Origin of the sequence: Lachnoanaerobaculum gingivalis (genome assembly GCF_003862475.1) — a bacterium.
Lineage (GTDB): Bacteria > Bacillota > Clostridia > Lachnospirales > Lachnospiraceae > Lachnoanaerobaculum > Lachnoanaerobaculum gingivalis.
In genome coordinates this window covers 116,594-142,502 of record NZ_RRCO01000002.1, presented here as the reverse complement: position 1 = coordinate 142,502, position 25,909 = coordinate 116,594, and the positions used below count along the sequence as shown (strand labels likewise).

Sequence of the window (25,909 nt, the reverse complement as noted above, 5' to 3'; positions counted from 1 at the left end):
GAATAGTATATACTATCAAAAAATTATTTTCAAGGCTGATGATTTTATTAAAAAAACCAAAATGAGGGCACTGCCCTCATTTATGATACGGTTCATTATTTCTGATCCTATATGCTCTGTAAATTTGTTCAAGTAAAATAACTCTCATCAGCTGGTGAGGAAAAGTCATCTCTGAAAAACTTAATCTTTCATCAGCTCTCTCAAGCACGGTTTTATGAAGTCCCAAGGAACCTCCGATTACAAATGCCAGATTTCCTTTTGATAAAATATCATATTTTTCCATTCTCTTAGAAAAATCTTCCGAAGAATATTTCTTGCCGTCTATTGCAAGTGCAACAACATAGCTGTTTGACAGCTTTGATAAAATCCTTTCGGCTTCAATTTCCTTGATTTTTTCTTCCTCAAGCAAACTTGCATTTGCAGGAGTTTTTTCATCTTTCAGTTCTATTATATTTAACCTTGCATACCTTGAAAGCCTTTTTGAGTATTCGTCTATAGCATCTTTGAAAAACTTCTCTTTGATACTCCCGACAACCACAATATTTATATTCATAAACTATTCCTTAAAGTAATATCCCACACCCCATTTGGTATGAATATACTTAGGCTCACTTGGGTTAGGTTCAATCTTTTCTCTAAGCCTTCTCACATGTACATCCACAGTTCTTACATCACCTGCTTCATGAAGCTTATTTCCCCATACAATACTTAAGAGTTTCTCTCTGGAATATACTTTGTCAGGATTTTGTGTGAGAAGCTCAAGAATATCAAATTCCTTTGCCGTAAGATTAAGTTCCTTATCCTTTTCAAATACCCTTCTGCTGTCAAGATCAAGCTTAAGATCCGAAATTTCGATAATTCTCTCGTTTTTTTGTGCGGCCTTAGACTTCTTTGAATTTCTTCTTATAATTGCCTTTATTCTTGCCTTAACCTCAAGTATATTGAAAGGCTTTGTTATATAATCATCTGCACCATACTCAAGACCAAGAATCTTATCCATGTCTGTTCCCTTGGCAGTCAGCATAATGATAGGCATTTCGGAAAACTCTCTGATAGCCTGACAAACCTCCATGCCGTCCATCTCAGGTAACATTACATCCAAAAGCACTATATCATATTCTTTTTCCTTAGCCATTTTTAAAGCTTCACTGCCGTCATAGGCTACATCAACCTCATAACCGTCCTGCTCCAAACTGAACTTTATTCCTTTGACTATTAATTTTTCATCATCTACAACAAGTGCTTTATTCATTATTTACTCCTAATTTATACAAATCTTATCTTTAATCTTACTAAATGCCGCTTCTTTTATTCCCGATATATTCATTATATCTTCAATATTTGAAAAAGATTTAGAGTTTCTATACTTTATTATAGCTTCAGCTTTTCTCTCTCCGATTCCCGGTAAACTCATAAGTTCTTCCTTTGAAGCCTTATTGATATTTACAAGAGAACTGCTGTTTGGAGCATCTTCAACCTGCACAGGATTTAGTTCTTTGGCTTCATCCTGACTTGGAATTATTATATGTTCACTCGGTTCAAGCTTTTTTGCCAAGTTTACATAATCCCTGCATGCATTTTCACTGAAGCCTCCCGCCATTTCGACAGCATCTTTTATTATTGAGCCCTTTTTCAACGTATATACATCAGGGTTATTCACACATCCCGAAATAAATACATCTATATATTCTTCCAAAGTTACGGTAGCGGATTCACTCTCTTTGGTTAAGCTCTTTGTAACAACTTCTTCGGTCTCGGTTTCAATATTTTTCCCAAACTCTATATCGGAATCTTTTTTACAAGATGTTAATAAAATCGTTAAAAATATTATTAAAAAAATCTTTTTCATAGCTTTCTCCTTAAGAAAGCCTTGTAAGTATAATTATATTCTAGCAAATAAAATGTTAAAAACAAGTATCTAAAATATTAAGTATTTAATACAGTCTCTTTTTTAAAGCGGAAATCACAAGATGTTGTGCCAATACGGACGTGGTCACAGCCCCTACACCTTTGGGAACCGGTGTTGCCATAGCGGCATTTTTTACATTTTCAAGGTCCACATCTCCGCAAAGCTTTCCTTCAAAGAAATTTATACCTACGTCAATTACAACAGCATCTTCTCCTATATAATCGTCATTTATCATCTTTGCTCTGCCTATTGCAACTATTAAAATATCGGCATTTTTACATACTTTTTTCAAATCAGCGGTTTTTGAATGACAAAGTGTTACTGTAGCATTTTTTTGAATTGCAAGCATAGCTACAGGCTTACCTATTACCATACTTCGCCCAAGTACAACTACATTCTTTCCTTCAAGTTCTATATTATTGCTTTCAAGTATTTTTATTACTGCCTTTGCTGTGCATGGTGCAAATCCGCTTTCATCTCCTGCAAAAACCTTTGCTATATTTTTATATGAAATACCGTCCAAATCTTTTCTCTCATCCAGCACCTCTATAACCTTCTTCTCATCTATATGCTCAGGCAAAGGTCTGAAAAGCAAAATTCCGTCAATTTCATCATCTTCATTTATCTTCTTAAACTCGTCTATAAAATCATCCGATGAAATATTTTCATCAAATTCAAATACTTTTGTATTTAATGAAAGAGACTCCATCTTTTTTACAGCACCTTTCTCATATGAAATATCTGAAGGATTTGATCCTATTCTGACTATCCCAAGAGTTGGAGTATAACCTTTAAGTTCTGAAAGCATTCCTGAAATTTCCTCTTTTATTTTCTCAGCTGTGTCTGCCCCATATAATAAAATCACAAAAGTACCTCCAAAACTTCTCTGTATATAATATCTGCCTTATTCATAGTGTTTTCAAGTAATTCACTTGCTTCATCCATAAGATTTTGAGCTTTAGGTCTATTCTTCATATACCTTACATTTATTACTACATTCATCATAGCACCGCATACCGCACTTCTAAGCATACTTACCGCCACACCGGCATCTGATACGGCAAGCTTTGAGCCCTTTTTTGCAAGAAAATCAATGGCACCAAGCATACCATAAGCCTCTTTCATAATATCAAGCGGAACCATGGCCGCATCAAAAAGAAGCTTTTCCATATTTTCTTCATGCAATTTCTTTTCCTCATCATTTTGCGGTTTAAAGCCATATGCCTGTGAAAGCGGATAAAAAACTTCGGCATCCTTATCTGAAAGCTTTACAAAACTTTCCATATGCTTATTCATATCTTCCAATATTTTTTTTATATCATCTTCCACTGCCATATAGCTCTTCTTGCCTACTGTAAGATTACAGACCATGCCGGCAAGAGCCGCTGATAGTGCTCCTGCAACGGCACTTGCGCCTCCGCCTCCGGGTACAGGAGCCTTGGAGCCAAGTTCATTTATATATTCATATATTTTATATCCGGCTGTATTCACTATGACCATCCTTTCCATACTTCAGGTGCATACCCTATAGTTGCTTCCTTACCGTTTCTTACTATCGGAAACCTTAGTACCTGCTGATTTTCTAAGATTTTAGGTATTTTATCTTCCTCGGAAAGATAGTTTATCAAAGTAAGAGTTTCACTGTCCTTGCATTTTTCATCAAGCATATTTTCAAATCCGCCTACCGCCTGCATTACTGAAGTAAACTCACCCTTTGATAAGCCCTTTTCCTTCATGTCTACAAGTTGAAACTTTATATTTCTTTCCTTAAAAAATCTGACAGCCTTCTTGGTGTCTGAAGACTTATTAGTTCCAAATATCTGTATATTCATATTTTCTCCAAAACATGCTTTTTTAAAATAAAGGCCCTTATTGGGGCCTTGTTTTTATTTTCTTCTTATTTAACCATAGAATCAACCCTATATAAAGAGCATAGAAAACTCTAAGTCTTCCTTTAAAAGATATATCCACTTCTATGATTTCATCATAAAACATAGGTACTATCTTAAAATCATCTCTATAAAGCGGATAGAATATTGCCACCGCCTCAAGTACCTGCCCTGTTGTGGAAGGGTCATCAAAACCGAATTTGAAAAATCCGACTATTTTTTTTGGTAATATATGTACCAAAAGATTTTTGGTTTTTTCAAGCATTAATAAAAGAGTTTTCTTGTTTTCCTCTTCAGTAAGTAAATAATGAATATCCTTTGCTTTATTTACAAGCTTATCAAGTTTACTTTCTTTCTTAGCTGAGCTTTTCTTTTTATTAGACTTACTTTTTTTCTTTTTTGATTGTTTCTTTTCTTGTTTATCCAGCTCTTTTATTTTATTATCGACTTCTAAAACATCAACTTTCTTTGTATTCTCTAAAGTAATATCATCTTTTTTATTTTCATTAACCGTATCTACAGTTTCTTCAACTTTTGATTCGTAATCTTCTATTTCTTTATTTGTATCAGTGTCATCATCATGATTTGAATATACTTTAAAAAGCCATCCCGCCTTGCCTATAATATCAAGTCCGTCTTTGTATGTAATATTTAAAGATAAAAATTTAAAAAACCATGTTACACTTAATGCTATATCAGGTACTTCTTTAAAATATATCTTACCCCTGTATCTTATAGGAATAAAAAGTACCATCAGTATAATCAGTAATGCCAAAGCGATGATTGCGAGTATGACAATACCTATAATTTTCAATGCCGTGAGCAGTACACCGATCATACTTCCTCCATTTTAAAAAAGCTGTAATACTCAAAATCTTTTCTTGTTCTATAGGTATCTTCGACTATATTTGAGATAAGCTCTATTCCGGACTTTTTACCGAGAGCAAGACCCACTATAAGAGCATCAGTCTTTCTGTAATTGTTCAAAAATATGGAATTGTGCACAAGCGAGAGTGTCTCTTCTCCCTCAAGAAATACCACAAGGTGTAATAAAAAACCGGGTTTATTAAATTTCAGCATTCTCATATATTTTCTATAGTCTTGTTTTATATCCGGTGAGAGATATATCTTTTTTGAAAATACCATAATCTACCTTGATACCTAAATATCTGTCCCTTTCTTAAGAGAAATGTTCCAAAATGCATTTTCTCAGTAAGCCAAGTGCGGAAATAACTGTTTGCTCCCTGACATTGGCTCTGTCACCTGAGAATCTGAACTTCTCTACATGTACAATATCCTTTATACAAACTCCTACATATACAAGTCCTACAGGCTTCTCATTTGTTCCTCCGTCAGGACCTGCAATACCGGTTACAGATATACTTATATCTGTATCTGCCGCAAGAGCCGCACCTACAGCCATCTCTTTTGCCGTCTGCTCACTTACCGCTCCGTATTTTTTCAGAGTTGATTTATTTACACCGAGAGTTTTTCTCTTTGCCTTATTTGTATATGTAATAAATCCCTCTTTATATACGTCCGAAACTCCGGGTACATTTATAAGTCTTCCTGCCAAAAGTCCTCCTGTACATGACTCGGCTGTAGAAATTGTGAGTTCGTTCTTTTCAAGAAGATTTACCACACTCATTTCAAGAGTTATTTTTTCCTTTGTCGAATAAATATATTTTCCGAATCTTCTTTTTATTTCCTTTGAGACAGGCTTTATCAAATCTTTGGCAGCCTCTTCGGTATCCGCATCGGCTGAGAGAATAATATAAGTTTTAGCATCAAAAGGTTTTATTTCAATTTTCACATCTTCATTATCAATCAAGTCTAAAATAGAAGTTCTTATCTCGGCTTCATTTATTCCTATAAGTTTTATTGTCTTATTTCTGGTAACAGTATCCATTTCCACTCCTTTATATAATGATTATTACTTACTGCTCATTATAACATTCTTATTCTTGATAATATACTCACAAAGAGAAAATATTGTAAGGAAAAGCATCAAGATAATAAAAATATTTGTTATCATACTTAGCTGTGGCAGATTTAATATCAGTAAAATAACGGTAACCATCTGTACAACAGTTTTTAACTTTCCCGACATTGCAGCCGCAATAACCACGCCGTTGTCGGAAGCCACAAGCCTTATACCGCTTATTATAAACTCTCTTGCTATAACAATAAGCACAATAACAGAACTCAACTGTCTAAGCTCCACAAAACAAATAAGCCCTGAGCATACCAACACCTTATCCGCAAGCGGGTCCATAAACTTTCCGAAATCTGTAATCAGATTATATTTTCTGGCAATCATTCCGTCCAAAGTATCTGTAAGTGCCGCAACAGCAAATATAATAAGCGCAATTATTCTGAACTTATAATCTTCTCCACCTTTAAATAAAAGGCTTGCTACAAAGAAAGGTATAAGCAGCACTCTTAAAACCGTCAATTTATTTGGCAAATTCATATTGCATCTCCTATCAAATCATACTCGGATGAACCTGTTATGATTACATCACAAAAATCTCCGGTCATAAAATCTCTATCTGTATTTACAAAAACATATCCGTCCACACCCGGAACATCCATATATGTTCTTCCTATATATACATTTTCCTCAGGAAGTCTGCCCTCTATAAGTACATTAAATGTCTTTCCGACCATTTTTTCAAGATTCTTTTCGGAGATTTCCTGCTGGACTCTCATTATTCGATCTCTTCTGGCCTCTTTTTCTTCTTCATCGATTTGATTTTCAAAGCCTGCCGCAACCGTACCTTCTTCTTCACTGTATGTGAAAACACCCAGTCTTTCAAACTTCATCTTCTTGATAAAATCAATTACAGTCTCAAGATCTTCTTCAGTCTCACCCGGGAATCCTGATATTATTGTGGTTCTAAGTGTAATATCCGGTATATTCTTTCTAAGCTTACCTATAATATTTACCAAATCGTCATGTGAAGTTCTTCTTGCCATTCTTCTTAGTATATTGTCTGAAGCATGCTGTATCGGTATATCCAAATACTTACAAACCTTATCTTCATTTGCAATAACCTCTATAAGTTCATCTGTAATCTCTTCAGGATAGCAATAAAGTATTCTTATCCACTCTATACCGTCAACCTTTGCAAGCTCCTTTAAAAGTTTAGGTAAGCTCTTCTCACCGTAAAGGTCTAAACCGTAAAGTGTAGTCTCCTGAGCTACCAAAATCAGCTCCTTTATTCCAAGTGCGGCCAAATCCTTTGCCTGAGCAATTAAATCATCCATAGGATAACTTCTGTAATTACCACGTAATGACGGAATAATGCAATATGTACAGTTTTTATTACAACCTTCCGCAATCTTCAAATATGCATAGTATCCGCCTGTGGAATTTTTTCTCTTATTTGAAATGGAAGGCAATCTGTCAAGGTCAAGAAACTCATTTTTTATCTCTCCACCAAGTACATCTTCCACAGTTTCAACTATCTTATCAAAGCTTGATGTACCAAGAAGAGCGTCTACCTCAGGTATTTCTTTTATTATCTCATCCTTGTATCTTTGAGCCAGACAGCCTGTAACTATCAATGCCTTAAGTGCACCTTCTTCTTTTAATCTTGCCGCTTCCAAGATAGCATTTATACTTTCTTCTTTTGCGGACTGTATAAAACCGCAAGTATTGATTATCATTATCTCCGCTTCTTCATCAATATCTGTGTATTCAAATCCCTTTTCATTCATCAGACCCAGCATCATCTCTGAATCCACTGTATTTTTGTCACATCCAAGTGACACCATTGACATCTTCATATAAACCTTTCAATATAAATCCTAATATTAATAAAAAGCCATCATGAAAATGATGGCAAATCAAAATGATTCTTAAGCTTCGTTATTAGGATCATCATTTGTTATTCTGACCTTCTGCTCAAACAGCTCTTCAACCGCAATAGAAAGAGGTTTCTTTCCGTCAGCCTTCACCTCAGGTATTTCACCGTCAATAATCTGTCTTGCTCTCTTTGCACTTGCAATTACAATTGAATATCTGCTCTGTACTACAGGTGCCTCGCCCGGATCTACGTCCGCATTTGCAACATTAATAAGTTCACTGTATGATGGGTGTAACATTTATTCTTCCTCCATAAAAATCCTGTTTAAATCTTCTTTTATCTTCTTAATAAAATCTGTATTATTTGACTTTATATCTCCACGGTGTGAAATGATCTCATTGAGCTCTTTTACCGCCCTTTCCAAATCATCATTTATAACAACATAATCGTACTTGCTCATGCAATCAGCTTCTTTCGTTGCCTGACGCAGTCTCGCTTTTATATCCTTCTCACACTCGGTTCCCCTGCCTACAAGCCTGTCCCTCAGTGTATGAGCATCCGGCGGTGTTACAAAGATAAGCATTGTATCAGGATACTTTTCCTTTACCTTTAGAGCACCCTGTACTTCTATTTCCAGAATCACATTCTTTCCGTTCTTTCTTTGCTCCAGCACATAATCTCTTGGTGTACCGTAGTAATTATTACAAAATGATGCGTACTCTATCAGCTCATCATTTTCTATAAGTTTTTCAAAATCTTCTTTGCTTTTAAAAAAATATTCTCTTCCTTCTACCTCTCCCGTTCTTGGAGCTCTTGTTGTAGCAGAGACAGACAATGCATACTCATCATATTCTGACAGCAGCTTTTTCATCAAAGTACCTTTACCTGAGCCTGAAAAACCTGATACAACAACCAAAATTCCGTCAGCCATAATTCCTCTATTCTATATTTTGAATTTGTTCCCTTATTTTTTCTATTTCAGTTTTTAATATTATAGCATAATTTGCTATATTTAAATCAGTTGATTTTGAAAGAATTGTATTTGCTTCTCTGTTCATTTCCTGAGCGAGAAAATCCAGCTTTCTTCCTATTCCCACATCCAGTTTCATTTCATCAGACATAGCTTTTATATGGCTTATAAGTCTTACAACCTCTTCATCCACACATATCTTATCTGCAAAGAGTGTTACCTCTGTAGCAATTCTGTTTTCTTCTATACCTGACCCGTTTAAAAGTTCATTCACTTTTAAATACAGCTTATTTTTATATTCATCCAAAACTACAGGATATCTTTCCTTTATATCCTCTGTTGTAGAGGACAGAAGTAGAAGCTTTGAACTTATATCTTCAAACAACTTCTCTCCTTCCGCTTCTCTTGTATCGTAAAAAGATTTACAAGCATCTTCCAATACCTTAAATAAAAACGCCTTTATCTCTTCTTCATCAAGCTTAGGCTCGTCAATACTTATTACATCAGGGAGATTTAAAAGATGTGAAACCTTCAAATCATCAACTATTCTATACTCTTTACAAAGCTCCAATCCTATATCCAAATACTTTTTTACAATATTTTTATTCAGATATACTCCGTTTGCTTTGTCTTTAAAGTCCAGATAATTGATAAAAAGGTCCACTTTGCCCCTTGAAACATATTTTTTTACAATATTTCTTATCTCAGCTTCAAATGGGAAAAATCTCCTGGGCATTTTTATATTTAAATCCAGATATCTGTGGTTTACTGACTTAATCTCTATAGATAGTTTATAATCACCTGTTATTTCTTCGGCTCTTCCAAAGCCTGTCATACTCTTTATCAATGTTTTATCTCCATTCAGGTTTATGACATATACACTTGATTATACTTATTTCTCTTTTACAAGTCAATAAAGCCTTGGGAATAATTTAAGAAAAACAGCAACTTAAACTTGTTGCTGTTTTTCATCACATTATATCTCCACTATCTTAGTTCCATGTACCGCAACTATATTAGGGAGCTTCTTTATTAATTTATCCAGATTTTTAAAGCTTACACCACCACCGGGCATTATATCCACATGGCATTCATTTCCACATTCAATATATGCTTTTAGAGTATCTATATTATCAAATATATCATTATTTTCATGATAACCATGTGTAAGGATGGTATCTATTCCAAGTTTTGATAATGTTTTTATTGCTTCCAGTCTTTTTTCAAGAGCCTCCTCAGGCTTTAATCCCACACCTATTTGATCAAAGGCCATATGGAATGTAAAATCCATATCTTTTCTGAAAAACTTAGGCGCACCCACAAGTTCTTTAATAAATTCCTTGTCAAGTTCTCCGTCCTCTTTCAAAGCACCTATAACGGCTCTTTTTACACCTTGTTTTGCCATATCCTTTAAATCATTGTACATAACCGCTTTTTCAATATTGTTATATACAAAGTTTCCGCCTCTGGCTCTTATCATGACCGCAAGCTCTACATTATTTGAATCACAAAAATACTTGGCATAGTCTCTTACTCCGACACTTACTGTAGTTCCTCCTACAGCCAAATTGTCGCAAAGCTCAATTCTTTTTGCTCCGGCATTTACTACTTCCTTCAAATAAGTAATATTTTCAATACAAGCCTCTAAAATCATATTATCTCCTATTTCAATTCTATCTCCACCACAGAATCTCTATCATCCGGAAGTGGATAACAATCACTTGCAGATGTATCAAAGAAGAAGAAAGCATCCTTTGCAAATTCCTTCAAATTCCAGTAATTACTTTGCAATATTTCACTTCCATCTCTTAAAAGACGCATCTTCTTTATTTTACCGACCATATTACATAAAGCTATAGCACCTGCCTGTTCCTCAAACACATGTGCATATAAAAACTTACCGTTTTGAGTAAATCTACCCCACTCAGGTTTATTATATTCCGAAATTCCGCATCCGTAAATACTCTTTGAGTTTTCCTTCATCCAATCACCGACTTTTTCGAGTATTTCAACAGATTCCTTCGGTATTTCTCCATTTGCCTTAGGTCCGACATTTAAAATAAGATTTCCGTTCTTGCTTACACATTCCACAAGCATTCTGATTATAAGCTTGTCGGATTTAAAATGCTTATCATGAGCATGATATCCCCAGTTATTATTCATAGTGATACAAGCCTCCCAAGGAATTGAGTTACCTGCTTCATCCACAATTCCCTCCGGTGGTATCATTTGCTCCGGTGATGCAAAATCACCTGCATAAGTACTTGGGTTTAATGTTTTGATTGTACCTGCATATTCAGCACTGCCCTCAAGTCTGTTATCTGTGATAATATCCGGCTGATACTCTCTTACCATCTCCATAAGTTCCTTTGCCTTCCACTTATCACAGTTCATAGGACCGTAGGAAAAATCAAACCACATCAAATCAAGCTTTCCATATCCGGTTACAAGTTCTTTTATTTGAGCATGCATGAAATCAAGATAATTATCAAAATTGTGATTATATCCCTTCCACTCCTCATTATCTCTCATGGGGTGGTGCATATCACCGTAGTGAGGATAGTCCTCATGTCTCCAGTCAAGCAGTGAAAAATAAAGACCGACCTTTATACCCTCCGCTCTGAATGCGTCCAAAAACTCTTTTACAAGATCTCTGTGACATGCCGCATTCATAGAATTAAAATCACTCACCTTACTGTCATAAAGGCAGAATCCGTCATGGTGCTTAGCTGTCAACACCGCATATTTCATGCCGGCCTTTTTTGCAAGTCTTGCCCATTCCTTGGGATCATAATTCTCACAGGAAAACTCATCCATTAAATAATCATAGTTCTCTTTTTTTATCCTCTCTCTTGAACGTACCCATTCTCCTCTTGCCGGTATGGCATAAAGTCCCCAGTGTATAAACATACCGAATCTTGCATCCCTATACCACTCGGTTCTTCTTGTTCTCTCTTCAATAAGCTTATTCATCACTTCTCCTCTATAAGTTCACTAATCTTTTCTATTAAATTTCCGCTTCCTACCTGATAACCGCTAAAAGCATATACAGCCTTTTTACCCTTACAAAGGGCTACTATAGGCAAAGTCTCATGATTTACAAAAGTACTTCTTCCAAATGCCTCCTGTAGATCCTCACCGAAATTTGTATGAACATTATTGTACAGGCTTTTTTTCAACAGTTCATTTATTGCACTGTCTTTATTTTCAAATTCATTTGTAAAAATAAGATCCAGCTTCATATTCTTTAAAAGATCTTCTTTTATCAAAAGATCGTTTGCAATATGTTGTGACGGTTCCTCTTCTTCCTTCATCCACATAATAAGCCTTATCTTATCATTGTCATCAGAAATATTTAACCTCTCCTCCAGTTCCCTTGGCAATATAAATTCAGAAAGCATATCATTTATATCAGCCTGCATATATTCCAATTTAACCTTATTTTCAGTATCTGGTTCTAAGTTCAATATATTATATTTTGCACATATATTTCCGTTCGGTAATCTGTTTTGAGTTGCCAATACATACTCTCCGGCGGGCAATTCCATATGCTCTTTAATACTGCTCTTATCAAGAGATATAAGATTATTTTCAAAGCTGTCAAATTTTGAGATTGAAAATGATTCTCCAAATCCGCTAAGATCTCCCTCAATATGTAAATGAGACATTTTTGTATTTGTAAGCTCTTCCCTGATACAGCAACTGTCTATATACTTTAAAGTATCAAGTATCTTGGAAAGTTCAGATAGCAATCTGAATTCTTCATTTTCATATATATACACATCAGCATTTACAAGTTTAGAAGCTATTCCCATACTTCTTAGTACATTAACGGCAAAAATCTTCACAGAAAGTGCATTTGAAATCCTTGTTTTATATACTCCCATTGCTTCTGTAATCGGCTTTTCCCTTGTAAGACTTATACCTTTAACAAATTCCAGTAAAGATTCTATGTCTGTAAATTTATCTCTGAAAACATGTCTGCATGGTGTAAGATTTTCAAAATAAACTTTGGGATTTTGAATATAGTTTAAATATATTTCTCTATTTACATTATAAATATTCTTTGAATCAAAGCAGTCCCTAAGTACCTCTATACTTATATCTCTCTTATCCTTCTCTGAGAGTATATTCCAAAGTTTATCCATTCCTTCAGATACAGCCGTTTTTCTTACTGTATCATTTGGAAATTCCTTTATCTTGTATTCACTTTCTCTTTTTTTAGGAGATTTTTTTCTGTTTCTTGTACTTGCCTGAGGAACATTGATAAAGATTTCCTTATATTCATTATACTTAGGTGCAAAATCGTTTATATCGACATAAAAAACATTATTTTCCTTAAGATCAATCGGTATAATATAGTTTTTTTCAATAAACATACTAAGAAATATATGTCCTATACCAATATCAGTCTCATATAATCCGGATTCATCAGTCCTTGCCTTTATTATAGGCGAGAACATTGAAAAATTCATAAGACAGATATTAAAATCAAAATTTGAAAGAATTTTATCTCCTGCATATAGATATATTTTTATATGCTTTGTATCGGCATATCTTTTTGTTTGGTTTATCTCATAAAGTCCTGCATTAAGGCCCAGATAGTCCTTTGACTCTTTTTTAATATTTCCATATAAAATATTTTTTACTATCATTGATCTGGCTGAAGCATCATCAAACCAGCCTTTATCAAGTATTTCTTCAGGTTCACATGCTCCAAGATAATGCCAGTCATTATCCACATACACCTCCACCCATGCATGATTGTCATCACAATGAGCCCAAAGCGGTACATAGATCTGTCTTGCAGGTATACCTGCCGCTCTGAATACAGATACTGCAAAAATAGATTCTTCACCGCATCTGCCAAAAGAGGATTTATAAACTGTTATAGGATCCAAAGTTCTTATATCAGTAGTTCTGTAGGTTACATTTTTTCCACAGAAATAGTTGAGTTTTAGAATATTTTCCGTCTCGGATTCTCCAAGCATATCCTTTATAAGATCATAGAAAAAAGTCCTGTTTGCAACTATTTTTTCACTGCCTATTCTATGAAATAAAACATAGTTTAAAAATATATCCTCATCCAGATCTTTACATAATGTATTTCTTAGGTTTACACCTGACTTTGCATAATCTAAAATCACTTCCTTATCAACATTTGCTATATCCGCATACGGCATATGTAAATATAAAAATGACAAATATTTTTTAAGTTCTTCATCTTCAAAACTCAAAATAAAGCTCTTTATTGAATCAGCAAAAGGATGATTTTTAAGTCTGTCTACCATCTCAATAAAATATTCACACATATTTACTCCTTTACCGCACCTGCTGCAAGACCGCTCTCAACCTTTTCCTGGAATAAAAGATATATTGCAAGAGGTACTGCAACTGTTATAACTATACCTGCCATCATAAGACCGTATTCAGAGCCTCTCTCACCGTTAAAATTTAAAAGTCCGAGTGAAATAGGGCGAAGTCTCTTATCATTGATAAAGAGAAGCGGGAAAAGTATATTATTCCATGCGCCCATAAAGTTAAATATAGAAATAGTGGATATAGCAGGCAATGTAAGAGGTATCATTATCTTAGAATAAATCTGAAAATAATTTGCCCCATCTATAATAGCAGCCTCTTCTAAAGAACGGTTAACTCCCTTCATAAAGGTTATCATTACCATAATGCTGAAAGGAAGATTAAATGCAACATAAACAAGTACCAGTGCAAAAATATTATTTTTCAGATTAAACAATCCAATGATATAAGATACCGGAACCAAGATAGTATGCATAGGTACCATCATTCCAAGCATAAATACCAATACCAGCACCTTATTAAGTTTAAAATCAAATCTTGCCAGAGCATATGCTGCCATTGTTGAAATCAAACTTGTTAAAATAACAGTCGATCCTGATTGTATAACAGAGTTTATAAAGTAAGCACTCATGTTTGCATCTTTCCATGCTATAAAATAATTGCTCCACTGCGGATTCTTCGGCAGTGCAAAAGGATCTGAGAATATATCCAGTTTTGTTTTCAAAGAAGAAATAATAGTAAATAACATAGGCATTATAAATATTATTGCCATAATAATCAGGAAAGTATATGCTATTACCTTCATACTTATATTTGATTTTTTCATATCAGTCCACTCTCCTTCCTCTGTTTAATAATGTATTACTTCCAACCGTTCCCACCAAACATATAAGCATAATAATTATACCTATAGCTGAACCTACACCATAATGGCTGTATTTAAACGCCTCACTTATCATAAGAGTTGTCGGCAGGTTTGTAAGTCCGTTCGGACCTCCGCTTGTCATTGCATACACAAGATCGAATACCTTTACACTTCCGATAATGTCCATTACTATACACATAATCAAAGTCGGCTTTAGCATAGGAATTGTAACATTGAAAAACATCTGTACCGGATTGGCACCGTCAATAGATGCCGCCTCATATAAGTCTTTCGGAATTACTGTAAGTCCTGCCAATATGATTACCATATAATAACCGATCCCCGCCCATACATTTACACCTACGATTGTATTCATTGCGGTTGCTTTATTTACCAGCCAAGGAATTGCAAACTGCTTCAAGCCCATATTTGTAAGCAAAGTATTAAGTGCACCTGTAGGCATGAAAACAAAGTACCACATAAGACCTATTGCAGTCATAGGAAAAACCGTAGGTACAAAAAATATTGTTTTAAACAATCTGTATCCCTTAAGCTTTGCATTTACGGCTACAGCCAAAAGAAGCGCTATAGGTGTGTGTAAAAGCACACTGAATACTACCATTCTTGCCATATTTGAAAGTGAAAGAATAAACTGCTTATTGTGAAATGCACTTATATAATTATCAAAACCTACAAATGTCAGCTTGGTACCTGCCAGTCCGTCCCACTCTACAAAGGAGAAGTATATTCCTCCGGCTATAGGTATAAGCTGGAATATCGTATATAGAAGTAATGCCGGCAAGATAAATAAAAAAATCGTGAATTTTGCTTTGGTGGTTTTTAACTTTATCATTTTGTCTCCTTAATATTTAAAATAGAGCTGTTTGTAAAATCAAACAGCTCTAATACCTCTAAAAGCTTAGTCTATATTTCGGGTCTAAGCTATTCTTATTTTGCACTATCTATCTCAGCCTGAATCTCGGCAGCGGCTTCCTCTGCACTTGATCCTGTAAACAAGCTCATAATTGAGTTTCTTGTTCTGTCCTGCATAGATGTAAGTTCATCAAAGTCAAATACATCAACTCCGATACCCTCACTTGTAGCACCAAGCTTCATACTTTCCAAAAACAAAGGAGTCACCTTGCTCTCATCAATATCTACATCCTCTATAGGCATAATAAACTGCGCTTCTTCTGCGTATTTCTTTGCCGCTTCTTTGCTTGTGAGCATTTTTACAAGTTCAATTGTAAGCTCCAATTCTTTTCCTTCAAGCTTTCCGTTTATCATATATGGGCTGATTACCTGCATATCATAGTTCTTGTATTCAGGTTTCTCTTTGAAATACGGGAATTTAGCAAGTTTGATATCCTCATGTACAGGTGTCTTCTCAGGATCTGTAAATCTTCCGATCATCCAAGGTCCTGTAACTACCATTGCAGCCTCACCGTTTTGGAAAGCTGTCATCGCCACATCATCCTGCATACCTACAGCATTAGGATCAAAAGCCTTAGCATCAATTAAATCCTTGATATACTGAAGTGTCTGTACAACATCAGGATCTGTCCACTTCTTGCTTCTGTTTCCAAGTTCCTTTGCAGCCTCTGTTCCAAGCCACTTATAGAAAATCTGATCATGTAAATGTCCGCCCATATAGTTTGAGCTCTCGCCTAAAGCAATCGGTGTAACACCGTTAGCATTTAATTTATCTATTGCTGCTAAAAGCTCATCCCATGTCTCAGGGAATTTTTCAACTCCTGCCTCTTTTAATATATCCTCATGATAATAAACACCTATAAGACCCGACTCCATAGGAATAGCATAAGTTCCCTCTTTACCCGGAACACTGTAGTATGACAAAGCTCCCGGTGCAAAGCTCTTTCCCCACTCAGGGTCCGCTTCAAGATATGGTGTAACATCCAATAAGAATCCGTTATCAATATACTTTTGAAGATTTGCAACACCCTGAACACGATAGATATTTGCCATCTTACCTGAAGCCATATCTGTTGATAAGATATTGTTAAATGCGCTCTCATCACCCTGTGAGTCATCAATTATCTCAACTTCAGGATGCTTCGCCTTAAATTCATCTATAATACCGTTGTAGATTTTTACAATATCTGAAGTTCCCGCCATACGGGTAAGTAATCTTATCTTAATCTTTTCATTTGAATCACCCGAACCGTTTGCAGAATCGGCTGCCTTTTGTGATTCACCGCCTCCCTTGCTTCCTGATCCGCAAGCCGCAAGTGCTCCGATTGATAGTGCCAATGTCATACCCAGCATCGCAATTTTCTTTAACTTCATAAACTCCTCCTTAAAAAACACGATACAAAATTTATGCTTTGATTATAGCAATTTAGAGTTTTACATCCCATGGAATTTTTATAGATTTCTTGTCATTTTAAACTCACCCATGTATAATTATTTCAATAAATTTTTGATTAAAAAGCATATCAATAGTTATATTTTAAACAAAGTTGAAAATATAAGGTTATTTATTGCTATTTTTAGGAGTTGAGTTTGAAAAGTAAGAGTATTTATCTGCAACTGTTTGACGGCCTCAGGCTTATGGTGTTGCTTCCTGTAGGTATACTGTTTTTTATTACTAGTATTATATTTATATTCTATTATACAGACGATAGAATTGAGGCTTCAGATATACAGCTTAGCCATATAGAAAATCGTCTGGATCACTACTTTACTTCAGCAACCCACTATTCAAGACTTCTTTTAAACAATGATGTTATACAGCATGGCTTTGACATTTATTATAATAATACAGACGGTTTCTCTGTTCAAAAAATCAATATGAGCCTTGAAATCTACAAACTTATATATCCGGCTCCGTATATTTACGGTATAAGCATATATGATAAGGACTACAGTATTATAATGAGTTCTGAAAGGAAGCAGTACCCAAGTGATTTTAAAGCTATACGTGTAACAGGCGGCAAGTGGTTTGCCACAAAAAAGTTTGATAATTCCAGCGATAATTTGATCGACACTTTCTCATATGTGCATCCGATATACGACTACAGGAGCGGCGACCTCTACGGCTATATAGAGCTTATAATCTCTGAAAAAAGTATATCCGATATATATGCGGTATCGGATACCTCAAGTTCTCTCTATCTGCTTGTAGATAATGAGTATGATATTATAAGTAAATCCGACTATCTGAATGAGAAAAATACTCTTACGGACACTATAATAGGTGCAGTAAAATTAGGAAAATCAGGACATATTTTTTCAGGTTACGGCTTTATAAATACAATGCCTTTAAAGTCTTATCCTTGGAAACTTGTACATTTTATTCCTCTTTTCTTTTTTATAAAGCCTGCGCTAACCATCGGAATCGCTTTTTTTATAACTGCATGCTTTTCTCTCGGACTGGCACTTTTTATGTCAAAAAATATAGCAAAAAACTTAAGTAAACCTATTTATGCCTTGGTAGAGCATACACGCTTTGTAAGTAAAGGAAATTGGAAAGAATTTTCTTATGAAGCCGACTCTCCGGAAATGATTGAACTTATAGGTGATTTTAACATAATGTTGAAGTCTCAAAATGAGCTTAAGAACAAGTTGATAGATATTGAAAAAGAGAAAAACCGTATTGAAATAGATAAGGTGAATGAACAGATAAAGCCTCATTTTCTCTACAACACTCTTGACAATATATATTCTCTTGCAAGTCTTGATGAAAAGCAAACTTTAATGGAACTTGTTATGAATCTTTCAAAATTTTACAGAGGAAGTTTAAGTCTCGGAAAAAGTTTTGTGAATATAGAAGAAGAGTTACATACTTGTAAGGCCTATCTTGATATAATGTCTGTAAGATACCATGACAAATTTGAATACAGCATATATTGTGTCGATAATATAAATCAATTTAAATGCCCGAAACTTATACTGCTTCCGCTTGTGGAAAACAGTATTTATCATGGTATAAAGGGTTTAAAGTATAAGGGAAATATAAATATAACAGTAAATCAGGATGAAAATAATATATTATTTAAAGTATCTGATAACGGCTTCGGAATAGACATGAATAATTTAAATCATATACTAGAAGATGAAACCGATAATAACCACCACTTTGCTCTAAAGCATATAAACAGGATCTTAAAGCTGTATTACGGTAATGATTACAAGCTCGACTTTGAGAATCAAAGTCCCGGCTGTTGTATTTCCTTTAAAATAAAGAAGGAGTTCTTATGATAAAACTTGTTATTGCCGATGATGAATATTTTATACGTGCAAGACTTGAAAAGATTATATCCGATAACAGGACAAATATAGATATAGTCTCATTATGTGAAGACGGGGAAGATGTTATAAAATGTCTTTCACTTACTAAAGTCGATCTTTTACTTATGGATATAAAAATGATATCGCTCACAGGTCTTGAAGTAGCCGGATATATTTTTGAAAATAAATTAAATACAAAAATAATACTTCTATCAGGATATAACGATTTTAATTTTGCTGTAGAGGCAATGCGCTATGGTGTTTTTGACTATCTTACAAAGCCTATAAGTGAAGATGCTCTTTTAGAAAGTCTTGATAAATGCATTGATGTTATTGAATCTTCAAAAAATATGCCAAAAGACCAAAGCATAGCTAAGTTATCAGGATTATTTAAAAAAGAAAATGTGATCTTACAAGCTAAAGATATCAGTACTATAAGACCGTCTGTGATAAAATATATGTCAAATTCAGATAAAGATTCTTATGTGAGTTTTATAAGTGCTAATACAAAAGATATACTGGATAATTATAATGCAACCACTCTTTATAAGTTCATTCGTGAAATACTGAATAGTCTTGATATAAAGTATCATATACTGCAAAGTCTTACCTTGGTTCAGTTTATGCAGGAAAATATTTTTGAAAAGGATATATCCTGTATAGAAAAACTTGAGGATATTTTAGTTGAAATCGGTGTTGACTGTATGGGATTAAACACTATCTTAACCAAGGAGCAGCTTATCGGAAAGCAGATACTTGAAGATATAGAAAGAAATTTTTCGAATTATGATTACACTGTAGCAGAAATTGCAAAGAATATTGGTAAAAATCCGTCCTATATCAATACTGTATTTAAAAAAGTATATGGCAACACGATAAAACAAACTCTCTCGGATTACAGACTTGAAAAGGCGAAAAAACTTTTGCGAAACAGTAATATGAAAATAGTGGATATAGCCACAGAATGTGGATATTCCGATATATTTTATTTCAGCAAAAGATACAAAGCAAAGTTTGGATATCCTCCAAGTGAAGAGAATTTAAAATTATAAGAAAAAACCACCATGTAAAAATTATAGAATTTACCGGTGGTTTTTCTTTTTCCTAAAAAACAGTAATATAAAAATACATGTTGATATAAAGAACAGAGTTGTATAGAACTCAACTGAACTCTCATCTCCTGTCTTTACAATAGCCTTTTGCAATCTCTTTACCGCTTCAATCATCTTACCCTTATTATTATCCGGCTTGTCTATGATAATTAAAGGCTCACCGTCCAAGCTGTTATCAGGACGACTTTCATTATCTGAAGGCTTGTTATTATTTTTATCTGTATTTTTTTGACCGTCTTTTTTATTATCTCTATTATACCCTGTATCGGAGCCGCCTTTGTTTTTATCCCTCTCGTTCGGATAAACTATTTCTACAAGATATTTTACATTAAAATCCACTGCAGCAGGCTTTGCCGTTTCACTCGGATCCTCAAGATACGTATTTGTATAAATATCGGTTCCGTTGGTCAATACCTGTATATGAACAATATAATTTCTTCTGTCGAAAACAAATCTCTCATCATCGTCATTTGCCAGACTTATACTGTATCTATACTCTCCGACATTGTCAAAATCTCCGAAATCATAAGTATATATCCCGTTTCTTCTTAAAGGCATCGAAATTTCTTCAGTTGAAACAACATTATTCCTTGAATCAAGCTTGCTGATATTTACATCATATCTGTAGTAAACAGGATTGGTTCCCGATACGTTTATGTTAATAGGCAATTTTACATTTGCGGCCAAGGCATCCCTTGGCACAAATATAAAATATGTCAACAAAAGGAAAAATATGATTTTCTTATAAATTTGCTTCATATCATCTCCTTATAAGTTCGCCAAAAAGCACAATCCTTCCGTTTGTATAGGACTCTGTACATGTAGACATTGTAATAACCTTATTATTACGATTTACATCCCTTATATGTACCGCATTTTTCTGAAGATAATTATAAAAATCATCTTTGTTTTCATTTGCAAAATACGGGAAATAAATCTTCTCATTATAGGCATCTGTCTCCAAAACGGCAAATACCTTTACATCATAGATCTCTGTTTTTGTATAGAGTATTCCGTCCACATGACTGTCAAAAAAGCTCTTATCAAGGAACTTTTCAACATCACCGAACATAGCTCCATTGTCCATATGATGTCCGTAGACAAGTGAGTAATGCTCATTTAGATCACCGTTACAAAGACTGCTTAAAAATATAGATCCGGCCAAAGAAAAATCACCGTCTATATTCTTATTCAGATACTCCGCATCATCAATACCCTGAACTATAGGATAGTTTATATTGGTATCAAAAATATTGAGCCATGCTCTCATATCAGGATATTTGTTAAATAAAGCCTCTACATTTACGGTATCATCCGCATTTCCGGCAGTACCGGGGGCACTCTTTAAGATTTCACTTGAAAGAGATGCCCCTTTATATACATGAAAAATATCATATAGTGAATACGCCCCGAATAAAAGCATTATCACCGCCATAAGAATAACAATTATATCTATAACCCTGTTTCCTATGTATGCACATTTTCCTATAAGATTCATCTTTTAGTTCTCTACTTCTTCTTTTTTTCTTCTCTTAAAGAATACCAAGATAAGTAAAATACCGAATCCTGCCATGATTGCAAAAGGAGCCACGCTCATTGCAACGCCTGTAGGTGTAGGTGTATCACGGTAGTTCAAGAAGAATATTGTATCCGCAACTGTATCATCAGCCTTTACAGGAGTAACTGCTGTAACAGCGGCTACATTGGCATACTGATTTGTAGATGTAGGTGCTGCAATTCTTGCAACATTAATACCGTGAGTTGTCTTGTATCCTGCAGGTCCTACAGTAGTAACATCCTCAGTAACTTTGTACTTTGCTGTAGATGGAAGACCTGAAATCTTTATAGTCTGACCGCTCTTTAACTTAACATTAGTAAGTGAATATGTATTTCCTGTAACACCTGTTATAGCGGTAGGGTTTGCAGTATTTGTAGAAGTCACTTTATAATCCATACCTACACCGATATTGCTAAGATCGATAGTGAACTTAAACTCTTCAGTTGTAGAACCCATGTTACCGGCTACATCCTTTTGAAGGATAATATCTCTTGTCTTAAATGTACTTACATCATCCTTATTATCTGTTGTAAGTGCACCGTTTAAATCATCGATATAACCTGTAGTCTTTGAGTTATCTGTAACTGTAGCATCCTTCTTCATCATAACGGCTGTCTTTACTTCAAGCTTTCCTGCCGCATTGTATCCTACATATACATCAAGGTATCTTTTCTCCTTGCCGCCTGTAAGCTGGCTCACATCGTTTGTGTAGTCATGCTGACTTGTAGTAAGGTTAAAATTACCGGTCTCTGTAATCTCATATCTATAGATACCCGGTACAGTTATATCATTATTTCCGTCTTCATTAAACTGCTCTGTAAAGTCTACTGTAACTTCCTTTTTTACAAGGTGGTTTGTAATTGTATCATTATGACTAAACTCTGCCGCTGAGATAGTAGGCATTGCTGTACCTGCAACTACAGTAAGCCCTCCGTCGGTACCGCTGACGGGTGTCTTTCCGCCACCGCCTGTACTTCCTGCGATAGTATATGTATACTTTACATCAGGTGCTTTTGCACTTCCGCCTGTTGTATCATCTACATTGTAGATTTTCATCTCTTTAGTGAACTTGATTTTGTTCGGTGATCCTGCTGCAGGCTTTAACTGCTTTGTTGTCTCTGCAGCTATTGCACTTCCCGCCATTGCGATTGTCATGGCAGACACTGCCGCCAAAGTCATAATCCTTTTTAACATCATATATTATCCTTTCTTATAACGATAATTATTTTACCTTCAATATCCTTCTTTTTTATAATTCCGAAATATCTGCTGTCTTTTGCAAGCGTTCTGTTATCGGCAAGTATAAAAAATTCATTCTCTCCCAGTACGATTGGATATGTTACATCAGTATTGTACTTATCTGTTTTGCCTCTGGTATCATCTTCTACCAATACGGCACCGTTTAGTATAACATTTCCGTTATCATCTATATCAATAGTATCTCCCGGCGCTCCTATTATTCTTCCTATATACTTTTCACCGTCAAAATGATAGCATATGGCATCACTTGATTTAAGTCTGCCTTCAAGTCTATAGAAAAATAATAAATCCCCCGCTCTTATTCTCGGTAACATTTCATTATTTGGCGAAATCCTTATTCCAAATACTATGAATACCAAGACATAAATCATTGCGACAAGTGTCAGAAACCTTATTATAAACGACTTTAATTCCGCTATACTGCGCTTTTTGATTTTCTCCTTTTCCTCTATAAATCCATCCTCCTATATATGTGTTAACTATTGCTTTTTCAAGCTCTCATATGTCACAGGTTTTGAATAGTTATAAAATATATTAACATCTCTTCCTCCTGTTAAAATAAAATATTCCAATCGAAAGAATCGACATTATTATAAATATTATGGCATAAGATATATCAAATTCCACACCGGTAGGTATCGGATTTATGTATGGTTGGATAACAGGTTTTTTAAATGTTTCAACTATCTCCTTATCCTTATACTTGTATGTAAGAGCTGCTATATCATTGGAATAAAATCCCTTTTGATTTGAAGATTTTAAACCTGTTCCCGGATCTCCGACCACATCCGTTCCGTTGGAATTTTTCTGGAATTGCTTTGTGGCTGCATATTTTGCCTCAGCTAAAGGTGTAGTCTTTATCTTTGCCTTTACCGTATAGGTATATCCGGTCTCCAAAGTATAGGCAGTCGGAAATTCCAACCTGATTGTTTTAGTAGCATCATTGTATGAGGATACAATATCTGCCATTGCATTTCTTGGAGTGGAATTTAATCTGTACATACTGTTTGGCACCACATAATTTCCTGTGTGTATTCCTGTAGGGCCTAAAACCTCAATCTCAAGCGGATATGGATTACCGGAAGAATCCTTTGCAATCATTGCATATTGACTGAGTTTATCCTCCAGTACAACATTACTCACCCTAGGATTTTCTAAAACATTTACCATTTTCATCATCCTATCTAAGAAAGAATTTTTACTGTCTGCCGAATATGGACTTGCACCTACCTCCACTCCCGGCGCAGGTAAGGTGATACCCTTATATCCTCTTACAGGGCTGTCATTGTCATTTGAATTTGTCAAAAGTTTCAGCTTGTCATAATCTCCTTGATTACCCAGACCTATTGTAAAGAAATAGTCCAAATCAATAGCATACAATGCAAACTGTCCGTGAAGCATTGCCATTGTGCTGTATCTGTCAATTACATTGCCTTCATTCCTACCTGTATTGTGATTCGTATAGTAAGTAGGATTTCCGTCCGTAATAAAGATAAGGACTTTTTGTGCATCGCTTCTGCCGTTTCTAAAAAGTTCATTTGCCTTAACAAATCCCTTTTCATAGTTTATTCTACTCACATTATTCGGGCTTATAGGAATCTTACTTATAATGGAATTTCCATTACTTGTCCAGTTCTGATACAGATTCGGTTCACTGTCGATTCCCACAAGCGCATAGTTTACATTATATTTACTGCTGTCAAAATAATTATTTCTTATTACATTTCTAAGTACACTGTAAACTGAAGATATTTTCGGATCCGTACCACGACCTGAAATACCCTCACTCATACTGCTTGTTGTGTCTAATAAGAAAAGTACATCCATATTTGTTCTGTTTGAGGTACTTCCGGTCTGATTATTTATTTTCAGTGTAAGATCGTAGATTCCGTCCTTATCCGGATCTTCTACAGTCTTACTTATATCAGTCCTTATTCTTCGGTTTGAGATAGTTCTTCCTTCAGGCTCATAGACCAGTTCAAGATTTCTCATTTCATTAGATGAAAATACTACCCAATTGGTACCGTCCACTGTATACCTGAGCCCATTTATAAGGCTGGTTTCTCTTTCTATTTGCAGTACATTATTTACTACAGTTCCGTTTGACATTACTACCCTGGCATATCTATACCTCATACCTACTATACCGGTATCAAGCTCTCTCGGGGTTATCTTATCATTGTCATTGCGGAGTACTCCGTTATTATTGTCCTTAAATAATTCAAGTTTGCTTGGATCTGCAGTTATCTCATTTCCATTTGTATCGACATATTTTACATTTACATAAGATCTGCTGCTTGCCGATCCCCAATGAAGTGAAAATGTTGAGAAGCTGTCCGTACTGAAGTTTGTAGTAATACTGTTATCATCTTTATCCTCTATAAGAGCAATATCATCTATCTTATTTACAGTACTATCATCATTTATATGATAAACTTCCATATCTTCAGGCTTTGCTCCTTCAGGAAGCAAAGCATTGTCGATTTTTATATTAACATATACCGCTGTCAAAGGTTCAATCTCTACATGATTTTCATCCTCAAAATGAATATCCAAAGATATCGAATCTTCCGGGTATTCTTTTATTTCAGATTCCGTATTTCTTATTCCCGCATCCTCTGAATAATTTGTATTCTCAACATCTGCTTCACTTACCGCCTCTGTAACCTGATTGTTTTCAAGCTCATTTACGGTTAATCTTTTCGCCTTTAGTATTACACTTGTATCGAATGCACCTTCCGGCACATCAACAATTACACTTATGCCGTCAAGCTTTACTTCATGCCGCCTTGCATCGGAAGAAGTAGCCGTATCCATACCCGGTGATATGACAATATCATTAAACTCGGCGTTTGACGGTGTGGCCATATCTGCCAAAGAATCGGTAAACAGGTACGCAATTAAGCACATGAAAAAAACAAACAATATTTTTCTAAAATGTTTATATATAAATTTTAAAATTAT

27 protein-coding genes are annotated in these 25,909 nt (G+C 34.9%); 2 read left to right on the top strand and 25 right to left on the bottom strand.

Translation table 11 applies throughout. The annotated features are described in order from the left end of the window. Positions 1–76 precede the first annotated feature (76 nt). From rlmH to EHV10_RS04830, 20 genes are all read right to left on the bottom strand, one after another. Positions 77–553, bottom strand: a complete 477-nt coding sequence (gene rlmH, locus EHV10_RS04925; protein ID WP_128673702.1) for a 23S rRNA (pseudouridine(1915)-N(3))-methyltransferase RlmH — start codon at positions 551–553, stop codon at positions 77–79. 3 nt (positions 554–556) lie between these two features. Beyond that, positions 557–1,252, bottom strand: coding sequence for a response regulator transcription factor (locus tag EHV10_RS04920; RefSeq protein WP_128673701.1), 696 nt, complete (start codon positions 1,250–1,252; stop codon positions 557–559). A 9-nt stretch (positions 1,253–1,261) separates the two neighbouring features. Next, a complete protein-coding gene (locus tag EHV10_RS04915) occupies positions 1,262–1,849 on the bottom strand; it encodes a helix-hairpin-helix domain-containing protein (RefSeq protein ID WP_128673700.1) in 588 nt (195 codons plus the stop codon). A gap of 85 nt (positions 1,850–1,934) precedes the next feature. Beyond that, entirely contained in the window at positions 1,935–2,774 is an 840-nt protein-coding gene (locus tag EHV10_RS04910) for a bifunctional 5,10-methylenetetrahydrofolate dehydrogenase/5,10-methenyltetrahydrofolate cyclohydrolase (RefSeq protein ID WP_128673699.1), read from the bottom strand. Beyond that, on the bottom strand, positions 2,771–3,409 hold the full coding sequence (locus EHV10_RS04905) for a cyclodeaminase/cyclohydrolase family protein (RefSeq protein WP_128674002.1): 639 nt from the start codon (positions 3,407–3,409) through the stop codon (positions 2,771–2,773). Before EHV10_RS04905 ends, EHV10_RS04910 begins: the two co-directional genes overlap by 4 nt. Then, the gene (locus EHV10_RS04900; RefSeq protein ID WP_128673698.1) at positions 3,400–3,741 is read right to left on the bottom strand and encodes an arsenate reductase family protein; all 342 of its coding nucleotides are present in this window, start codon (positions 3,739–3,741) and stop codon (positions 3,400–3,402) included. The genes EHV10_RS04905 and EHV10_RS04900 overlap by 10 nt, the downstream gene beginning before the upstream one ends. A 37-nt stretch (positions 3,742–3,778) precedes the next feature. After that, on the bottom strand, positions 3,779–4,636 hold the full coding sequence (locus tag EHV10_RS04895; RefSeq protein WP_128673697.1) for a hypothetical protein: 858 nt from the start codon (positions 4,634–4,636) through the stop codon (positions 3,779–3,781). Continuing rightward, the gene (locus EHV10_RS04890) at positions 4,633–4,944 is read right to left on the bottom strand and encodes a hypothetical protein (protein ID WP_128673696.1); all 312 of its coding nucleotides are present in this window, start codon (positions 4,942–4,944) and stop codon (positions 4,633–4,635) included. Before EHV10_RS04890 ends, EHV10_RS04895 begins: the two co-directional genes overlap by 4 nt. A 34-nt stretch (positions 4,945–4,978) precedes the next feature. Further along, positions 4,979–5,707, bottom strand: coding sequence for a nicotinamide-nucleotide amidohydrolase family protein (locus EHV10_RS04885; protein ID WP_128673695.1), 729 nt, complete (start codon positions 5,705–5,707; stop codon positions 4,979–4,981). Between the two features lie 24 nt (positions 5,708–5,731). Continuing rightward, complete coding sequence (pgsA, locus tag EHV10_RS04880) at positions 5,732–6,271, bottom strand: CDP-diacylglycerol--glycerol-3-phosphate 3-phosphatidyltransferase (protein WP_128673694.1); 540 nt, start codon at positions 6,269–6,271, stop codon at positions 5,732–5,734. Further along, entirely contained in the window at positions 6,268–7,590 is a 1,323-nt protein-coding gene (rimO, locus tag EHV10_RS04875) for a 30S ribosomal protein S12 methylthiotransferase RimO (protein WP_128673693.1), read from the bottom strand. The genes pgsA and rimO overlap by 4 nt, the downstream gene beginning before the upstream one ends. Before the next feature lie 72 nt (positions 7,591–7,662). Further along, positions 7,663–7,908, bottom strand: a complete 246-nt coding sequence (rpoZ, locus tag EHV10_RS04870; RefSeq protein WP_007591751.1) for a DNA-directed RNA polymerase subunit omega — start codon at positions 7,906–7,908, stop codon at positions 7,663–7,665. Then, on the bottom strand, positions 7,909–8,541 hold the full coding sequence (gene gmk, locus EHV10_RS04865; protein WP_128673692.1) for a guanylate kinase: 633 nt from the start codon (positions 8,539–8,541) through the stop codon (positions 7,909–7,911). 7 nt (positions 8,542–8,548) lie between these two features. After that, positions 8,549–9,427 carry a YicC/YloC family endoribonuclease gene (locus EHV10_RS04860; RefSeq protein ID WP_128673691.1) on the bottom strand — a complete coding sequence of 293 codons (879 nt, stop codon included), beginning with the start codon at positions 9,425–9,427 and terminating at the stop codon, positions 8,549–8,551. A 129-nt stretch (positions 9,428–9,556) separates the two neighbouring features. Continuing rightward, positions 9,557–10,234: a copper homeostasis protein CutC gene (locus EHV10_RS04855; protein WP_128673690.1), complete on the bottom strand. Its 678-nt coding sequence runs from the start codon at positions 10,232–10,234 to the stop codon at positions 9,557–9,559. An 8-nt stretch (positions 10,235–10,242) separates the two neighbouring features. After that, on the bottom strand, positions 10,243–11,553 hold the full coding sequence (locus tag EHV10_RS04850) for an alpha-L-fucosidase (RefSeq protein WP_128673689.1): 1,311 nt from the start codon (positions 11,551–11,553) through the stop codon (positions 10,243–10,245). Next, complete coding sequence (locus EHV10_RS04845) at positions 11,553–13,892, bottom strand: transglutaminase-like domain-containing protein (protein ID WP_128673688.1); 2,340 nt, start codon at positions 13,890–13,892, stop codon at positions 11,553–11,555. Before EHV10_RS04845 ends, EHV10_RS04850 begins: the two co-directional genes overlap by 1 nt. A 2-nt stretch (positions 13,893–13,894) precedes the next feature. Continuing rightward, a complete protein-coding gene (locus tag EHV10_RS04840; protein ID WP_128673687.1) occupies positions 13,895–14,725 on the bottom strand; it encodes a carbohydrate ABC transporter permease in 831 nt (276 codons plus the stop codon). Between the two features lies 1 nt (position 14,726). Beyond that, positions 14,727–15,617, bottom strand: a complete 891-nt coding sequence (locus EHV10_RS04835; protein ID WP_128673686.1) for a carbohydrate ABC transporter permease — start codon at positions 15,615–15,617, stop codon at positions 14,727–14,729. A gap of 95 nt (positions 15,618–15,712) precedes the next feature. Further along, entirely contained in the window at positions 15,713–17,071 is a 1,359-nt protein-coding gene (locus tag EHV10_RS04830) for an ABC transporter substrate-binding protein (RefSeq protein WP_128673685.1), read from the bottom strand. Positions 17,072–17,287: 216 nt separating this feature from the next. On the opposite strand from EHV10_RS04830, the gene EHV10_RS04825 reads away from it, so the two are divergent. Together EHV10_RS04825 and EHV10_RS04820 are read left to right on the top strand one after the other, a co-directional pair. Then, complete coding sequence (locus EHV10_RS04825) at positions 17,288–18,985, top strand: sensor histidine kinase (protein WP_128673684.1); 1,698 nt, start codon at positions 17,288–17,290, stop codon at positions 18,983–18,985. Beyond that, positions 18,982–20,067 carry a response regulator transcription factor gene (locus EHV10_RS04820; protein ID WP_128673683.1) on the top strand — a complete coding sequence of 362 codons (1,086 nt, stop codon included), beginning with the start codon at positions 18,982–18,984 and terminating at the stop codon, positions 20,065–20,067. The genes EHV10_RS04825 and EHV10_RS04820 overlap by 4 nt, the downstream gene beginning before the upstream one ends. Before the next feature lie 30 nt (positions 20,068–20,097). Here the strand turns inward: EHV10_RS04820 and EHV10_RS04815 are convergent, their stop codons facing one another. The 5 genes from EHV10_RS04815 to EHV10_RS04795 form a co-directional block, all read right to left on the bottom strand. Next, on the bottom strand, positions 20,098–20,886 hold the full coding sequence (locus tag EHV10_RS04815) for a sortase (protein WP_128673682.1): 789 nt from the start codon (positions 20,884–20,886) through the stop codon (positions 20,098–20,100). A gap of 1 nt (position 20,887) precedes the next feature. Beyond that, positions 20,888–21,625 (bottom strand): class B sortase, encoded by a 738-nt coding sequence (gene srtB, locus EHV10_RS04810; protein WP_128673681.1) that lies wholly within the window; start codon positions 21,623–21,625, stop codon positions 20,888–20,890. Positions 21,626–21,628: 3 nt separating this feature from the next. Further along, positions 21,629–22,882: a DUF7601 domain-containing protein gene (locus EHV10_RS04805; protein WP_128673680.1), complete on the bottom strand. Its 1,254-nt coding sequence runs from the start codon at positions 22,880–22,882 to the stop codon at positions 21,629–21,631. Beyond that, the gene (gene lepB / locus EHV10_RS04800; protein ID WP_279221811.1) at positions 22,879–23,340 is read right to left on the bottom strand and encodes a signal peptidase I; all 462 of its coding nucleotides are present in this window, start codon (positions 23,338–23,340) and stop codon (positions 22,879–22,881) included. Before lepB ends, EHV10_RS04805 begins: the two co-directional genes overlap by 4 nt. A 139-nt stretch (positions 23,341–23,479) precedes the next feature. Next, positions 23,480–25,855, bottom strand: coding sequence for a vWA domain-containing protein (locus tag EHV10_RS04795; RefSeq protein ID WP_243116070.1), 2,376 nt, complete (start codon positions 25,853–25,855; stop codon positions 23,480–23,482). Positions 25,856–25,909: the final 54 nt, after the last annotated feature.

Bases quoted from the DNA above. Each gene is read 5' to 3' on its own strand.
- EHV10_RS04805 (WP_128673680.1), bottom strand. From the start codon at position 22,882: ATGATGTTAAAAAGGATTATGACTTTGGCGGCAGTGTCTGCCATGACA.
- rpoZ (WP_007591751.1), bottom strand. From the start codon at position 7,908: ATGTTACACCCATCATACAGTGAACTTATTAATGTTGCAAATGCGGAC.
- EHV10_RS04820 (WP_128673683.1), top strand. From the start codon at position 18,982: ATGATAAAACTTGTTATTGCCGATGATGAATATTTTATACGTGCAAGA.
- pgsA (WP_128673694.1), bottom strand. From the start codon at position 6,271: ATGAATTTGCCAAATAAATTGACGGTTTTAAGAGTGCTGCTTATACCT.
- EHV10_RS04845 (WP_128673688.1), bottom strand. From the start codon at position 13,892: ATGTGTGAATATTTTATTGAGATGGTAGACAGACTTAAAAATCATCCT.
- srtB (WP_128673681.1), bottom strand. From the start codon at position 21,625: ATGAATCTTATAGGAAAATGTGCATACATAGGAAACAGGGTTATAGAT.
- EHV10_RS04885 (WP_128673695.1), bottom strand. From the start codon at position 5,707: ATGGATACTGTTACCAGAAATAAGACAATAAAACTTATAGGAATAAAT.
- EHV10_RS04795 (WP_243116070.1), bottom strand. From the start codon at position 25,855: ATGTGCTTAATTGCGTACCTGTTTACCGATTCTTTGGCAGATATGGCC.
- EHV10_RS04835 (WP_128673686.1), bottom strand. From the start codon at position 15,617: ATGATAAAGTTAAAAACCACCAAAGCAAAATTCACGATTTTTTTATTT.
- rlmH (WP_128673702.1), bottom strand. From the start codon at position 553: ATGAATATAAATATTGTGGTTGTCGGGAGTATCAAAGAGAAGTTTTTC.
- EHV10_RS04850 (WP_128673689.1), bottom strand. From the start codon at position 11,553: ATGAATAAGCTTATTGAAGAGAGAACAAGAAGAACCGAGTGGTATAGG.
- EHV10_RS04920 (WP_128673701.1), bottom strand. From the start codon at position 1,252: ATGAATAAAGCACTTGTTGTAGATGATGAAAAATTAATAGTCAAAGGA.
- EHV10_RS04840 (WP_128673687.1), bottom strand. From the start codon at position 14,725: ATGAAAAAATCAAATATAAGTATGAAGGTAATAGCATATACTTTCCTG.
- rimO (WP_128673693.1), bottom strand. From the start codon at position 7,590: ATGAAGATGTCAATGGTGTCACTTGGATGTGACAAAAATACAGTGGAT.
- EHV10_RS04895 (WP_128673697.1), bottom strand. From the start codon at position 4,636: ATGATCGGTGTACTGCTCACGGCATTGAAAATTATAGGTATTGTCATA.
- EHV10_RS04915 (WP_128673700.1), bottom strand. From the start codon at position 1,849: ATGAAAAAGATTTTTTTAATAATATTTTTAACGATTTTATTAACATCT.
- EHV10_RS04830 (WP_128673685.1), bottom strand. From the start codon at position 17,071: ATGAAGTTAAAGAAAATTGCGATGCTGGGTATGACATTGGCACTATCA.
- EHV10_RS04900 (WP_128673698.1), bottom strand. From the start codon at position 3,741: ATGAATATACAGATATTTGGAACTAATAAGTCTTCAGACACCAAGAAG.
- EHV10_RS04855 (WP_128673690.1), bottom strand. From the start codon at position 10,234: ATGATTTTAGAGGCTTGTATTGAAAATATTACTTATTTGAAGGAAGTA.
- EHV10_RS04890 (WP_128673696.1), bottom strand. From the start codon at position 4,944: ATGGTATTTTCAAAAAAGATATATCTCTCACCGGATATAAAACAAGAC.
- EHV10_RS04905 (WP_128674002.1), bottom strand. From the start codon at position 3,409: ATGGTCATAGTGAATACAGCCGGATATAAAATATATGAATATATAAAT.
- EHV10_RS04815 (WP_128673682.1), bottom strand. From the start codon at position 20,886: ATGAAGCAAATTTATAAGAAAATCATATTTTTCCTTTTGTTGACATAT.
- gmk (WP_128673692.1), bottom strand. From the start codon at position 8,541: ATGGCTGACGGAATTTTGGTTGTTGTATCAGGTTTTTCAGGCTCAGGT.